This is a genomic window from Leifsonia sp. 71-9, assembly GCF_001898805.1.
GTDB lineage: Bacteria > Actinomycetota > Actinomycetes > Actinomycetales > Microbacteriaceae > Leifsonia.
In genome coordinates this window covers 1-14,401 of sequence record NZ_MKVJ01000008.1, presented here as the reverse complement: position 1 = coordinate 14,401, position 14,401 = coordinate 1, and the positions used below count along the sequence as shown (strand labels likewise).

The window sequence follows — 14,401 nt, the reverse complement described above, 5'->3', positions numbered from 1 at the left end:
ACCACTGATCATTAGAGTTTTTCTTGCCGTTCCGGCACAAAGATCGAGAGCGGGCGGAGGAAGCGCAGTGCCCGAAGGGAGCGGTTGCTAAGCGCAGGGAGCGCAGCGAGCGGAGTCTGCAAAAAGCGATCGGAGGGAACGGAGCTGATGGAGCTCGCTATGATCGGCTGCCGGATCGGAAAGAAAATTAAGGAAACAGCACGCCGGAGGCGTTCCATCCAGGAAAGACAGCGCCGCCTCCGTGCGGCTCCTCTTCCCGGCCTTCTCTCGTCTCGGGCCCGTATTGATACAGCGTTCTCTGTACTATTGATCGCATGACGATTACCGCTGCGGCCGCCACGGTCACTCACACCGCCGCCTTGGCACGATTCGGCCACGCGTTGTCGGACGCGACCCGGGTTGGGATTCTTCTGGCCCTGCGTGAGGCGCCCGCCTTCCCGTCGGATCTCGCCGAGGCGCTCGGGGTGTCCCGCCAGGTGATGTCGAACCAGCTGGCCTGTCTGCGCGGGTGCGGCTTGGTCGAGGCGATCCCGGAGGGTCGTCGAACCTGGTATCGGCTCGCCGATGGGCACATCGCTCCCGCGCTGGATGAACTGCTGCGGGTGACGCTGTTCGTGGAACCGGGCTGCTGCGCGGGCGAGGAATGCCACTGCGCATGAGCACTCTCAGCATCGACCGCACGGGCGTTCTGCAGCGACGTATCCGGTGGGTCGTCGCCGCGACCATCGGCTACAACCTGATCGAGGCGATCGTCGCGATCGCCGCGGGGAGCGCCGCGTCCTCGGGTGCTCTCATCGGGTTCGGACTCGACTCGACGATCGAGGTCCTCTCTGCTGCAGCCGTCGCCTGGCAGTTCACCCGCCGCGATCCGCAGCGGTGGGAGAAGCCCACACTACGGGTAATCGCGATCGCCTTCTTCGCGTTAGCCGCCTATGTGATCATCAGTTCCTTGCTGACCGTGTTCGGCCGGGTGGACGTTCACCATTCTCCGGTCGGGATCGTGCTCACCGCGCTCAGCGTGATCATCATGCCCTTCCTCTCCCTCGCCGAACGGCGAGCCGGCCAGGAACTGGGTTCGGCGACCGCCGTCGCGGACTCGAAGCAGACCCTGATCTGCACCTACCTCTCCGCTGCCGTGCTGATCGGCCTGCTGTTGAACTCGTTGTTCGGTTGGTGGTGGGCGGATCCCATCGCGGGACTGGTAATTGCCGTTTTCGCTATCCGTGAGGGCATTGAAGCCTGGAAGGGCGACGCCTGCGCCACCTCCGTCGGCATGCTGCTGGAAAAGGAAGACGACGACGAGCACCTGGAGCACGGGCACCAGCACGGATGATTTGCAAGGCCGCCCGGGGCCGTCGCGCATTCCTGTTCAGCTCATAACCGCGCTCAGGTGGGGGAACATTTGTCGCGCGATATAGCGCTTCAGGCTGCGACGGACCTCCCGCTTGCTCTTACCCTCCCCCAGCCTCCGGGCAAGATAGTCGCGGGTTGTCGCGTCGCAGCTGAGTCGGTCCCGGGCGATGACGTCCAGCGCTCGGTTCAGTTGCCGGTCGCCGTGCCGGTTGAGCCGGTGCCTGGTTGCGTTTCCGCTCGAGGCTTCCAGCGGCGACGCCCCGGCCAGAGCGGCGAATGCTGCCTCGCTGCGCACGCGTCCTTGGTGTGAATAGGCTGCGACGACGATGGCTCCGGTGACGGCACCGACGCCGAGCAGCTGTTGCAGCCCAGGTGCGAGCTGTTCAACGAGGCTGGCCAACGCAGTGTGGTTCTCCGCTAGCTCGAGTGTGAGCGCTTGGACGGAAACGGCCAGCCGTCGAGCTTCCTGCCGGATGGTGATCATCGCGGCGTCATCCGCAGCGCGCTGACGCCAGCCCGCGACCTCGCGGACCTGAATATCGGTGAGCGGCTTGCGCGCATCCATACCCAGGTCGAAGCCTCGGAGCAGAGCCGTCAACGCGTTACGCTCCGCAGTTCGCCGACCGTCCATCGCCCGCCGTTCGACCAAGAGAGCCCCGAGGGCCGAACGGAGTCCGTCCGATCGCGGAGTCGTCAGCCGTTCGACGTCAGAGGCAAGCGCGGTCCGGACCGCCGCGACCGCGCCGATCTCGTCCGATTTGCCGCGACCAGCACGAGCCGCCCGTTTGGGTGGACGGACATCGCAAACGTCCACGCCGGCGGCGATCAGCGCTCGTCTGAGGCCCGAACCATAGGAACTCGCCCCCTCGATGGCGACCGGGACGCGGCCGTTCGCGCGGCGCCGGATCCAAGCGAGCGCTCGACTCAGGCCGTTCGCCGTCGTCGTGAACGTCGCCGCGACAAGCCGCGGGCCCGTTCCTGCGTCCAGCACGGCATAGGTGTGTGTTCCTGCATGCGTGTCCACGCCGACAACGTGGTCAAAGTGATCAGCGACCGAGCTCACTTCGATGGTCCCCTTCGGTTGGCGAACTCGAATGCGATTTCCGCGCTGACGCACCTGGGTACATCCTGCCGATCTCCGACGCCCGGGACCGGCTTATTTGTCATGGGATCGGCTGGCCGAACCGGTCGGGCTCAGCCAGCCGACGGTGTCGCATCACCTCAAGCTGGTGCTGGACGCGGGTTACATCACACGATCGAAGCGCGGCACCTGGTCGTACTACAAGCTGGTCCCGGGGAACCTGGAGCGCGTGTCGAAGGTCCTAACCACGGCGTTGTGACCGAGCTCGCCCGACCACCTGTCGGACGACCTAATTCGGGGCCAGACGTGCCGCCAGGGAGCCGACTCGGCGTGCGATCTCCTCGAAGGCCGCCTCGAACGCTTTCAAGCTGCCGTCCAGGACCGGTTCAGGAATCGACCGATCAGCGCCACCGAGTCCGAGTTCCTCGTGCGCTCGGTCAGACCGTGATCACGTAGCCTCCGGCCTCGACGACATCCGCGTACAGCTTCGGACGTCCCGCCAACACGACGCCATGTCGCGCTGCGACCTGCATCGCACCCACCGCGACCCCGAGCACCGGGTGCGTCCCCGCGGACACGGCCGGGACATCGCTGGAGCGCGACCAGAGCGCCTCCGCCACTTGAGACCGAGCCGAGTTCGCGGTACACACGAACACGACACTATGCGCGGCCGCGTCGGCGGACGGCCCCAGCGCCGTGAGCGCGGCCGGTTGCGAGCGCACGCGGCAGCTTCTCCCGTCCTGGCTGTTCTGGTTCCTGCCCGCGATCATCGGGACACCCCTCATCATCAGGGTTGCGGTTCGATATCGTCACCGTCGGCCGTCGGCCGTCGAACTAGCAAAAAGCCTGAGCGTGGAGCCGACTGCATTGGCGCAAGGTGTGTGTCTTCTCCCATTCCAGCCTGCGATCGTAACGGCCTCCAGCTGCTCCACGACCGACCCTCGCTATTTGCAGACTCCGTCGCTACGCTCCTCCGCTTAGCAACCGCTCCAGCCGGCGCTGCGCAGCCTCCACCCGTTTTTGATCTTCGTGCCGGAACGGCAAGAAAGACGAGTGGACAAAGGAGCAAGTGAATCATGAGGAACACGACCATCACCCGAGCCGCGGTGGACCGACAAGCAAAGGCGGAGGCACTGCACGCGTCGATCGTGGAGCAGGTCCAGCAGCTCGCCGACAGCGGCCAGTGGCGGGCGTTCCTCGAGTTCGCCCGCTCCTTTCACACCTACAGCCTGAACAACCTTCTGCTGATCCTCGCCCAGAAACCGGACGCGACAATGGTCGCCGGTTTCCGGCAATGGCAGGCTAAGGGGCGACAGGTGCGCAAAGGCGAGAAGTCCATCAAGATCTTCGGATATCGCGAGAAGACCGCGACCACAGACGACGACGCCGGAGCAGACGAAGGACGCGTCATCCGGTACTTCCCGACTCTGTCCGTATTCGACATTGCACAGACCGATCCGGTCGAAGGGGCCGACCCACTCCCGAGTGATCCAACACAACGACTCACCGGCGGCGACGACCACGGCGTCATCGCTCCACTGACCGCTCACCTGGAGTTAAGGGGATGGGCGATCAGCCGCGCGCCGTTGACCCATGCCAGCGGGTACACCGACCCCGAGGCGCTGCGGGTGATCCTGGCGGAAGGCATCAGCGTCGAGCAGTCCGCGAAGACTTTGATCCACGAGACGGCACACATTGAGCTCCGCCACATCGAAAGCGTCGAGGAGTACCGGCAGCACCGCGGACGCATGGAAGTCGAGGCTGAGTCGGTCGCCTACGTGGTCGCTAGCCTGTGCGGCTTCGACACCAGCGCGTACAGCATCGGCTACATCACCGGATGGAGCGACGAGGATGTCACCGTGATTCGCGACTCTGCCTCCCGCGTCCTCGCGGCGGTTCACAGCATCGCGGAGATGCTCGACCGGTAATCACGAAAATGAACCCCGACCCATCTTGTGGGTCGGGGTTCTCTAGCGCTCCTGAGCGGCGCGAAGTGGGGGCGGAGCGAGAACCGACAAATGCTGAGCGGGAGAGGTGGCCGTGACAAGAAAAGACGAGACCAAGGGACAACAAGCAACGAAGGAACCCAAGAGGAGGAAGCCCAACGAGAGAACGAGACCAGAAACAAGAGAAGACCAGAAGGAGGACAAGCCAAAGGGAAAAAGCGAATGCACGTAGGCACTCTTTGAGTGTGCGCGCTCTGTGCGCGCCAAGAAGCGCGCGCAACCGGAAGTTCTAAGTGTGAGAGGTGGAGTTGCGCGTTGGAAGCGTGGACAGGCAGCCCAAGGGGTCAAGCAGGCGGTCCACTACGCCTTCGGCGGCGTCTGCGACGCCACCCTGACAGCCAAGACCGCCGACGGCGCGCTCGCCGCCGCCGGCTACGCGGACGCTGTGATGACCCGCTACATCGTCGAGAACGGCGCCATCCGCGACGACCTTCTCACGCGGTCCCAGCTCAAGGATTGGGTCGACGGTGTCGACCCGCTCACGGGCGAGCGTCGGGGCCGGGATCTGGAGTCGCCGGTCGCGGATCTGATTCTGGATGCGACGATCAACGCACCGAAGTCGTTCTCGATCGCGGCGATCCTGGACCCCGAGTTGGCGGCCGCGTACGAGGATCTGCAGGACCGGTTGCGGGACCGAATCATCAAGCTGTGGCAGAGCGAGCTCAACGCTCGACGCGGCAAGCAGGGCGCTATCCGGGAAGACCTCGCTCGCATCGAAGTAGTCGAGCTGCGGCATGAGCGGTCGCGGTCGCTGGACCCGCACAAGCACCGCCACCTCTGGCTGAACGTCAAGGTCCAGGGGCTCGACGGCAAGTGGTCGAACGTGGATACAAGAGTCGCGCTGCGGTTCCAGAACGTCGTAAACGCCGAGGGCGACCTCGCTTCCAGGACCGACCCAACGTGGATCGCCGCCCTGGCTGCCAAAGGCTTCACCCTGAACTCGGACGGGGAGATCGGAGAATTGCAGCATCTGGTGAGGCCACTGTCGAAGCGCTCCGCGCAGATCGAATCGAACAAGGCCGCGCATCTTCGGCAGTGGAAGGAGCAGCACCCCGGCGAGGAGCCCTCGTCCACGGTGCTGGCTCAGATCGATCAGTGGGCGTGGGCGGCGGGTCGACCGAACAAGCCTGGTCACTTGAATGAGGAGGATTGGGCGTCCGTAGTCATGGCCGAGATTCTGCACGCCGATCCGGATAGCGACCGGGCACGGACCGCGGTCCGGGCACCCTCGGTGGGCGTCGAGGACCTCGATCTTGAGCTGCTGGCGGCTAGGGCGATCGTTGACGCCGACACCCGGTCCACCGGCACAGGAGGTCGGTTCAGCGACATGGACGTTCTGGCCGGCGCGATTCGGGCGATCGCGAGTTCCGGCGTCGTTGCCGACCGGCAACACTTGGCTGAGCTCGTCGATAGAGTCATCGCCTTCGCCACCCGCACTTACACCGTCACGCTGCTCAGTGAGACGAATATACCGGCGCACATTAAGCGACGAATGGCCACGTCGACCGCGACTTTGAAAGCCACCCTCACACAAGGGATCGAACGGATCTCGGCTCCCGGCGCGGCGCTGAGCACAGCTGAAGTGAACGCAGTTGCGCAAGTTGTAGAACCAGAACGTTCGCTAGACAGGGGCCAAGTCGCTGGTGCAGCGGCCATAGCCGGCTCCTCGAGAAGTGTCGCGGTGTCGGGCGCTGCCGGGACGGGCAAGACAACGATGCTCAAAGTCGCAGGTGCAGCGCTTCGTCGACGTGGCCGCAACATGATCATCGTTGCGCCGACGAAGAAGGCGTCGGCCGTGGCCGGCCGTGAGACGCAGAGTGCGTCTTCGTCTCTGCATCAACTACTGCATGACTATGGCTGGCGGTGGACTACGAACAGGGCCGGCGGAACTGATTGGCGCTGCCTCCAGATCGGAGAAATCGATCGCAACACCGGGCGCGTGTACGACGGTCCGCACCTTGCAATCCATCCCGGCGATCGGATCGTTGTGGACGAAGCCGGGATGCTCGACCTCGGGGCGGCTAACGCGCTCGTCGAGGTGCTGGAGCGAACCCAGGCGACGGTGGCACTCGTAGGCGACGAACGTCAAGCGTTGCCTGTGGGTCACTCCGGGGCGATGGCTCTCTTCTGGTCCCACTCCGCAGACCAGGTCGAGCTCATGACGATCCATCGATTCAAGGATCCCGTCTGGGCAGACTTGACGTTGAGATTGCGCGATCCGCAAGGACGCGCCGCGTCCGAGAGCGTCGCCCACGATCTCGTGGCCGGTGGCCATGTTGTCCTCGCCAACAGCGAGGCCGGGGCGCGAACCGGAATGGTCTCAGCCTGGTTCGATGCGGAGCGGCAGCGACAGTCGATCGCGCTGATCTCTGCGACGCACGCCGAAGCGTTGACGATCAGTGAGGATATTCAAAGTCGCCGAATCCGAGGAGGCGAGATCGACACAAGCGATTGCACCTCGGGTCAATCTGGTCAGCCGATCTTTGTGGGCGACATAGTACAAACCCGACGAAACGATCGCGGATCGGATGTCCAGAATCGTCAGCATTGGGTGGTCAAGCGAATCACAGCAGAACACGTGATTCTCGCATCCTCGGCTGACTCGACCGACCTCAAGAAGGTCAGCCACGAATACGCCCACGCTCACATGCACCTGGGGTACGCATCAACAGTTTACGGAGTCCAGGGCGAGACCACGGATCGTGCGCTCGTCGGACCCGGTGTAGACGCCGCTGGGCTTTACGTTGGTCTTACGCGGGGCAAGGAGAAGAACGACATTGTTCTCGTTGCGCCAACCGAAGCTTCCGCTAGAACGCAACTCGTCGAGATGATGCAGCGGCAGTCCATCGAAGAGACTCTAGACGCGTCCCGGGCAGCCGCACGACTTGAATTGAATCGCGCAGCCCAGAAGGAGACGGGGCCGTCCACAACGGCGCCTCGAAATGGAGATGCGGTCCTCGGCCGATGACGTAGGGCTAGGGCGTTGCTAGTCCGACACTCCGAGCCTCTCGGCCGAGCCCGTTGACGCCGTCTAGCGCGCCGTCCCGTGCCCGAAACCGAAGGAGTGCGACGCCAAGCGCGTCAGCCCGGTCGCGCGCCTCCGGGAACACGCCCCCCGGCATGAACAGCAGAGGGAATCGCCCGTCCCCGGCCGAGGTGGCGGCGGCACGCTCAACAGGGTCAACATCAAGGTTGCCCCGTCGGTTTTCGACCCAGCCGAGGAAGTGCGAGCTATACAGATCGCAGACGTCATGAGCTGCTTCCTCAGTCACGCGCGCGTCGGATGCGCCAAGGTGGACCATCCACTCCCGGCACAACTCAATTGCTTCAGCGTCGGAGACCCCCCACGGCCTAGGCGACGGCGCTTGCATACTCACGGCGATAGTCTGCACCGAACAGCCGGCATCTGCCTACAGATGAGCTACTGGCGCTGAGGGCGAGCGCCCCGGGTCCGTCCATTGTCAGGCCGGTGTCACCCGTGCCCGCAAGGTTAGTCCAACGCCAACTTGGGCTCGATGTCCTCTACAGCGCCTTGTTGACTGCCGCGACGAGCCTGGACCAAGCGGCCCGTTCAGGTGCCGGAAGAGCGGAGTATCCGTGGTCGCGGATCCACCCGATAAAAGCCTTCGACAGCTTCCACTTCGAGACTGCCTTGCCGTGTTCGCTTGCGAGGATTTCCATAATGGGCCGCCCGGGCTGAGACCCGATCGTGGCGGTGCTGTCCCAGCCCAGCTCTTTCGCAACGTCGGCAACCGTGGATCGAAAGAGATCCTCGATCTCGGCGCCCTTCACGGCCGTTTCCAGAAAATCGCCAACCCGTAGTACAGCCTTCTTTGGCAATAGGGCTACGAGACAATCCTGGGCTGCTGCCTGATCGCCGGCGCTGTCAGAGTCCAACAACGCGGCCACGTTCAGGTTCTGGCCGGCATAGATGGTGCAGAAATAGGCGACCTTGCTTGCCGATCCAGCGGGAATGATGGCCGGAGAGTTCTTGAATGAATCAGCGCTCTCGGCTTCGGCCGCCTCGTTGGTCGCGTTGAGGTAGAACATGTCCGTTACACCCTCGCAGACGAGGTTTCGCTTTTGGGAGAACATGCTTTGTGCCAGTTCATAGCCCAACGCGGCTTGGAGCGGAAATATCGAGCGTGGATCATCGACTTGGAGGCGCGAGTGCACTTGGGTGCCGGTGGCGCGCTCCTTCATCTCGACAATGCGCACCAGGTCGAGCTCGTCCGAGCCGACCATGAATGGTGAGTGTGTCGAGTAGATGATTTGGTTGTTCTCCCCGAGCAGGGAGATTGTCTTGCGAAACTCCTGCTGCTTGAGGGCGTGCAAGCTCAGTCCCGGTTCATCAAGGAGGAGGATCGCTCCCTCGAGAGCGTCCTCTGCTTGTGCTCGGAACACGACGAAGAACGAGACGAGCCATCGAAAACCTTCGCTGCGCTGGTCGAGTTCGACCTCGACGCCGAGGTCATCAACGACCATGACTTTCAGATACTGGCCGTCGGCGACCATCCGGAGAGTGAGAGTTTCATCTCCCCAGACTCGACGGAGGTCTTGGGTAAGGGTGACGCTGGCGGCGTTCAGCTGGTATTGCCTGCTGTCAAGATTGCGTTCGTGAGCCTCGACAGCCGCGTCGTGACGTTCTCGCGAGTCCTCGTTGGTCTCGTAGTCGTGAGGCTTCTCCGGGGCGCCCTTGGCGAGGTCGGACAGTTCCTGGGCAGTGAAGCCCAGGAACTTCAGAAGACATAGGTTGCCAAAGTCGTACTCGTTGTCGATGTCACCTCGTGCCTCGCGCGCGGCGAGTGACTCAAGATCGATGCGAGGTCGGACAGTGAAGTAGCTCGAGTAGTAGACAAGCAGAGGCAGCCTGTCGCGGAGCGTGGTGTACACCTCCGCGATTGCAGTTCCAGTGTCCGCGAGACCCATCAGCTTTTGCCAACGGCCGATCTCCTTTTCGTCGTCCTCATCGACGAGCGGAAGGGCCTCGTTGAGCGCGCTCTTGAGAGAGGTGTTGGGTCCACCCAGGAGCTTTTCTCCGTCGGATAGTTCTAGAACTGAGTCGAGTTCCGCCAGCGCGTCCTCTGGCTCTTCCTGCTTCGCGACGTACGCACGCAGCCGCACTAAGTCTTGCCGTGCATCCCGGATTGTCGGAGTCACGGGGAAACCCTGCAGGCTGTACTTGAGCGAATTGTCCATGTAACGATGCCACGTGATCGTCGCGGTTTCTGGGACAGTGACCGACGCGGGAAGAGCGCCCCGGTCAGCATCGTCAAGGCTGAATGTCGCCTCGGCGACTTGGATGTCCTCGACCCTGCGTTGACCTCGCTGGATCTCGTTGAGTCGTGATCGCGGATAGTCGAACAAGTAGTCGAGGCGACCTGCTTCAGCCGGAGGGTTGATCGACTGGAGTGCCTTCAACAGCGCTGTTTTCCCGGCCTCATTCACCCCGACCAGGATCGTCTTGTCTTGCTCTACCAGGAACTCGGTTGAGTCCACCACAGAGCGATAGTTCGTGATCCTTGCTCGTGTTATTCGCATCGCTGCTCCTCCATTCTCAGCCTAGGGCACGGCTGGGGGTTTGCTGAGAATGGCCCCTTGTTTGGGGGTTCAAAGGAAGGCAACCAAACCGAACGAATGGGCTCAGCGAAGGGCTGGCACCACAGCACTCGAGTGCCCACGCGCGGCAAGGCGTCGTCCGCTTCGGCCGCCGAAATCCATCGCGGCGGTGCTGCGCGCCCTAGCTGGTATCCGCACTCGAACAAGGTGGGACGTGCCTCTGCGCGTCCCCACCTTGCCCTCTACGCCACGGACGGGAAGGGGCCGGAAGAGTTCTTGCTGGCAATAGGCCCGGTCGCGGGTACGTCCGGGCCCTCAGCTTTTGGGGAGCGTCGGGTGACCTCCGCGGTGGTATAGCGCAGCGACGGGCCGACGCTTTCGGCGACGACTTCGGTGGCGGCACGGGGTTCACCGGTGGCCTGGTCGGTCCAGTGACGGAACTCGAGGTTGCCGTTGACGATCACTGTGTCACCCTTAGCGAGGCTGGCACGGACGTTCTCGGCGGTGCGGCCGAAGACGGTGGTGCGGTGGTACTGGGTGTCGCCGTCGACCCATTTGCCGTCTTCGAGCTTGCGGTCAGTGACCGCGACGGTGAACTTGGCGAACTTGGTGCCGTTCTGGGATTCGCCGTAGTCGGGGTCGGCGACGAGGTTGCCTTCGATGCTGATCGGGACTCGTGTGCTCATCGTTCTGTTCCTTCCGATTTGGCGGCCACGGGTTGGGTCGCTCTTCACTTAGAACTTCCGGTTCGAGTTCGGAAAATGCGCGCAGAAGGCGCGCAACGCGGGCCACGGCGCACTACCCGGAGCCGTGGCTTTGGCGGATCCACTCGGCCCACTCCGCGGGTATGTTGTCGTTGCCGGTTTGTGGGAGTTCGGTGTGGCCGTTGTGGCATTCGCCGCTGTACCAAGTAGCCAGTCGGGGCACGGCGACGGCGAGGCGTTCGTGCCAGCCGATTGGCCCATAACCGGCGTCGAGGCTGTCGTAGGAGACCAGCCAGGCAGTGTGCAGGGCGGAGAGTTCTTCGACGAGCGCGCCGTGCTTGAACCAGCAGGGCGGGATCTTCCTCGTAGCGATGTTGTAGCGGTGGGTAAACCAGACCACCCAGCTTCTAAGGTCGGCCCAGACCTGCGGGGCGTCCTCGTCGACCAGGGTGCGCCAGTTGATGACGCGGATGCCGAGCATCCCCGGGCTCTGCCGGGGCGCTTGGTCTTCCCATCCCTCTGCGAGGGAGGCGACGAGGTCGTCGAGGGGGATGTCGTCGGTCACTGCTGCTCCAGGGACGCTTCGATGTAGTGGGCGATCTTTGCTTGTAGCCGGGCGATGGCCTGGATCGACGCGGTGCGGCGGGACACGAAACCGGAGAGGGCACGGTCGCGGTCGATCAGCTGGTGCACGTATTCGTGGCAGCGCGGGTGCAGGGCCGTCAGGTCCTCGTGCTGCTCGTGGGCGGTCCAGCCGTGCGGGGCTTGGGTGACGCCGCGGTAGTCGAGGTGGTGCAACTCAAGAGTGCGGGCGCTGCCGGCGCCGAGGCAGAGGGCGCAGCGGATTGTGCCGTTGCGGGACCCTTCCTCGAGGAACCAGCGGTCGCGGCGGGCGAACCAGGCTCCCGAGTGCAGATAGTTGGTCCGGTACGTGTTGTCCCGGGCGGGACGGCGACGGTTGGACATCAGTCTCCCTCTCCCGCTGATCCTCGACGATCGAGCGCGGCTTGGTACTGTTCGGCGAACACGACCTGCTGGTCGCGCTCGGTGAGCTTCTTCCCCGCGCTGACCCGTCGGGCGTCGTCACGGTCGGTCCAACCCCGCAGGTCAAGCAGGATTCCGCGACGGTTGCGATACGCGAGCAGCCCGACAGTCTCGGGCATCCGGCGGATCTCATCGATCGTCATCACCGGCACCTTCTCGTTCTGCACGTTCGTGGACGACCCGTTGTCGTTATAGGAGTGCCCCGTGTTCCGGGTCCGCCGAGTCCCAAGAAGCGATTCGATGTCGCGGAGGTGGTCGACGTCAGATGCGCCGCCGAGGAGCAGCTTGGCAGTGGCCGCCGACCAGATCGTGTCGGCCTCAGACCTCGACCAGGCGGTCTCGGCCTGCGAGAGGGCCTGGAGGACGACGATGGTGGAGATTCCGATGCCGCCACCATCGGCCATGATCCGTGGCAGCGCAGGCCAGGAGAACATGTTCGCGATCTCGTCCAGGACCAGCGCGAGCGGGAGATCCAGCCGCGACCCCGGCGAGGCGAGAGCTTTCCGTCGTGCCGTTTCGACGACGTCGTCGAGGACCGCGCCGAGGAACCCGCCAACAGATCCTGCGCCGGCGCCGGTTCCGACAAGGTAGAGGCTGTTGGACCCGGCGAGGAACGCATCAAGGTCGAACTGCTCCCCCTGCCCCGGGGTCATCGCCCTCCGGATCGACGGGATGGACAGTGGGCGGAGCGCGCCGAAGACGCCGAACCAGGAGTTCGCCAGGAGCTTCTCATCGCCGTTGATGATCGCGTCCAAGTCTTCCGACCAACCGGGACTGCCCTGGTTTGCGAGCACACTAACGGCCTCGCGTGCGAGCCGCGGGTTGGAACCCCACCGCGCCAACGCATCTGTGCCACGTTCCGAAACTGCTGCAGCGTGGAGCAGTCGGGAGAGCACCGACGAGGACACTTGAGCCCATTCCTGGTTGGTCTTCGACGCGCCGAGCGCGGTGCCGGCGATGATCGCCTGCCCGCGCTGGTCCGCCACCAGGGGGTCCTCGCACCCAGCGACTGGGGAGATGCGAAGCGCCGAGCGGACACCGGTGAGCTCCTGCGGATCGAACACCGTAACGTCGCCGACCCGGGCGCGTTCGCGCATCGTTGCTGCGAGGTTGTCGTTGCGGGTGGAGGTGGTGATGAGCGGGCCGTCCCAGTCGAGGATGGCGTTGATGATGAACCGGTAGCCCTTCCCGGAACGAGGCGCGCCCTCAACAACGATCGAGTCCTCGATCGACACATAGACGTCCTGCCCATGCGCACTGCCCACCTTCCAGCCAGCCGCAGACGGCGCAGGGGTGACCAGCGACGGCCGAAGGGTCTTGGCGCGGCGAAGAGCAGTGCGTGCGGATGTGTGCTTGCGGACTTCGCCGGGCTTGGCGAGCCCGTCGCGGCCGCGGAGGTCGTTAATGAAGTGCCGGTCCGACTGCCGGTAGCGAAGCCACCAGATCACTCCGACAGCGATCACGCTCAGAAGGAGAAAGACGGCGAGCAGATCGAGGACCCGGATTAGGGTGACCGGCGCTACGCACCCCGGCACCAAGCTGAAGCCGGAAGGGTCGGCGCCCATGGCCAGTTGCAGACCGGCGAAGACGCTGTCTGGCTGGCCGCCGCCGCAGATGGCGGTGATGGTCGCGGTGGCGATGCCGGTGGAGAGCCCGCCGGCGACGACGAGGGCGAAGAGGCTGTAGAGGGCGACGTGTGTCCAGGAGGAGCCGTGGGTTCTCATGCTCGTTCACCGCCCATGGCGTCGGTACGGAAGATGCCGAGCTCGTAGTCGGTGCAAATGTTGCGCACCTTCGCCACGCGGTCCTGACCGATCTGCCAGAGCCCCTCCCCCTTGTGGAGCTTGCGGACCAGGTCGGCCTGAGTGTCGTTCCAGCCCAGGATCTCCCGCGACCTCGCGATCTCCCCCGAGTGCTGCGCATACGAGATGCGAGTCTCGCAGTCGGCCAACAGGCCAAGCGCACGGGAGTGCAGGGCGCTATTGCGGTCACCCAGCGCGTCCAGGTCCGCGACTCGGTGGAGAAGGTACCAGTTGGAAGTGCCGAGGTGGCGTGCGACCTTCTCGTCCTCGACCCGGTCGGCGAGACCGTCGCCGCCGGAGACGTCGTTGAGCAGCTCAACGGCGGCCTCCTCGTGGATAATCACTCGCGCCTGCCGGTTCGCGCCGAGCGAAGAACGGCGGATCCAGTTCGCCGTCGCCAGCCGCGCCAGCGCCTGCGCCTCCGGGGACGCCCCTTTCAGCGCGGAGGTGTCGACGACCATCATCGGGGCATCCGCATCGAACCGAACGGTGGAGGGCCCGTCGAAGAACCCGGTGAGATCGCCGGAAACCATCCGACGGAGCGAGTGCCCCAGTCGGTGGCCGGCCTCGACCACCTCCAGCGGCTGGCTCTGCTCGGGATCGACGAGACGGTCGTACACGTGGGTGATGGTGACCGTGGACTGGCCGCGTAGGGCGTCGAGTGCGACGTCGAGGGCGGTGTGCTCGACCGGTTCCAGGTTCCCGCCTTCGCGGAGGCGGCGGATGATCGTCTTCACCGTCGCCCGCCGGTATTGGAGGACGTTTTGGTTCCAGTCGGCATCCGAGAACGACGCATCTCGCGGTCCCTCATCCAGCAGGTTGATCCGGGCGGCCTTGCCGGGACCGACGCTG

11 protein-coding genes and 2 pseudogenes are annotated in these 14,401 nt (G+C 64.3%); 5 read left to right on the top strand and 8 right to left on the bottom strand.

The features are described from left to right. Positions 1-314 precede the first annotated feature (314 nt). Complete coding sequence (locus tag BGO91_RS05000) at positions 315-659, top strand: metalloregulator ArsR/SmtB family transcription factor (RefSeq protein ID WP_290471769.1); 345 nt, start codon at positions 315-317, stop codon at positions 657-659. After that, positions 656-1,333, top strand: coding sequence for a cation transporter (locus BGO91_RS04995; protein ID WP_290471768.1), 678 nt, complete (start codon positions 656-658; stop codon positions 1,331-1,333). The genes BGO91_RS05000 and BGO91_RS04995 overlap by 4 nt, the downstream gene beginning before the upstream one ends. A 36-nt stretch (positions 1,334-1,369) precedes the next feature. Here the strand turns inward: BGO91_RS04995 and BGO91_RS04990 are convergent, their stop codons facing one another. Next, positions 1,370-2,416: a transposase gene (locus BGO91_RS04990; protein WP_290471770.1), complete on the bottom strand. Its 1,047-nt coding sequence runs from the start codon at positions 2,414-2,416 to the stop codon at positions 1,370-1,372. 112 nt (positions 2,417-2,528) lie between these two features. Between BGO91_RS04990 and BGO91_RS04985 the strand changes: the two are divergent. Beyond that, positions 2,529-2,693, top strand: a pseudogene (locus BGO91_RS04985) (ArsR family transcriptional regulator); the annotation flags it as partial. Between the two features lie 178 nt (positions 2,694-2,871). On the opposite strand, the gene BGO91_RS04980 reads toward BGO91_RS04985, so the two are convergent. Beyond that, a complete protein-coding gene (locus BGO91_RS04980) occupies positions 2,872-3,156 on the bottom strand; it encodes a hypothetical protein (RefSeq protein ID WP_290471767.1) in 285 nt (94 codons plus the stop codon). Between the two features lie 354 nt (positions 3,157-3,510). Between BGO91_RS04980 and BGO91_RS04975 the strand changes: the two genes are divergently transcribed. Both BGO91_RS04975 and BGO91_RS04970 read left to right on the top strand, forming a co-directional pair. Next, positions 3,511-4,362 (top strand): ArdC family protein, encoded by an 852-nt coding sequence (locus tag BGO91_RS04975; protein ID WP_290471766.1) that lies wholly within the window; start codon positions 3,511-3,513, stop codon positions 4,360-4,362. A gap of 274 nt (positions 4,363-4,636) precedes the next feature. Then, positions 4,637-7,408 carry an AAA family ATPase gene (locus tag BGO91_RS04970; RefSeq protein WP_290471765.1) on the top strand — a complete coding sequence of 924 codons (2,772 nt, stop codon included), beginning with the start codon at positions 4,637-4,639 and terminating at the stop codon, positions 7,406-7,408. Between the two features lie 554 nt (positions 7,409-7,962). Here BGO91_RS04970 and BGO91_RS04965 read toward each other — a convergent pair. The 6 genes and pseudogenes from BGO91_RS04965 to BGO91_RS04940 all read right to left on the bottom strand — a co-directional run. Further along, positions 7,963-9,942: an AAA family ATPase gene (locus BGO91_RS04965; protein WP_290471764.1), complete on the bottom strand. Its 1,980-nt coding sequence runs from the start codon at positions 9,940-9,942 to the stop codon at positions 7,963-7,965. Positions 9,943-10,241: 299 nt separating this feature from the next. Continuing rightward, positions 10,242-10,685: a single-stranded DNA-binding protein gene (locus BGO91_RS04960; protein WP_290471763.1), complete on the bottom strand. Its 444-nt coding sequence runs from the start codon at positions 10,683-10,685 to the stop codon at positions 10,242-10,244. A gap of 112 nt (positions 10,686-10,797) precedes the next feature. Then, positions 10,798-11,268 (bottom strand): hypothetical protein, encoded by a 471-nt coding sequence (locus BGO91_RS04955; RefSeq protein WP_290471762.1) that lies wholly within the window; start codon positions 11,266-11,268, stop codon positions 10,798-10,800. After that, positions 11,265-11,669: a hypothetical protein gene (locus BGO91_RS04950; RefSeq protein WP_290471761.1), complete on the bottom strand. Its 405-nt coding sequence runs from the start codon at positions 11,667-11,669 to the stop codon at positions 11,265-11,267. Before BGO91_RS04950 ends, BGO91_RS04955 begins: the two co-directional genes overlap by 4 nt. Further along, positions 11,669-13,471, bottom strand: coding sequence for a TraM recognition domain-containing protein (locus BGO91_RS04945; RefSeq protein WP_290471760.1), 1,803 nt, complete (start codon positions 13,469-13,471; stop codon positions 11,669-11,671). Before BGO91_RS04945 ends, BGO91_RS04950 begins: the two co-directional genes overlap by 1 nt. After that, positions 13,468-14,401 (bottom strand): annotated as a pseudogene (locus BGO91_RS04940) (hypothetical protein); the annotation flags it as partial. The pseudogene BGO91_RS04940 and the gene BGO91_RS04945, both read right to left, overlap by 4 nt.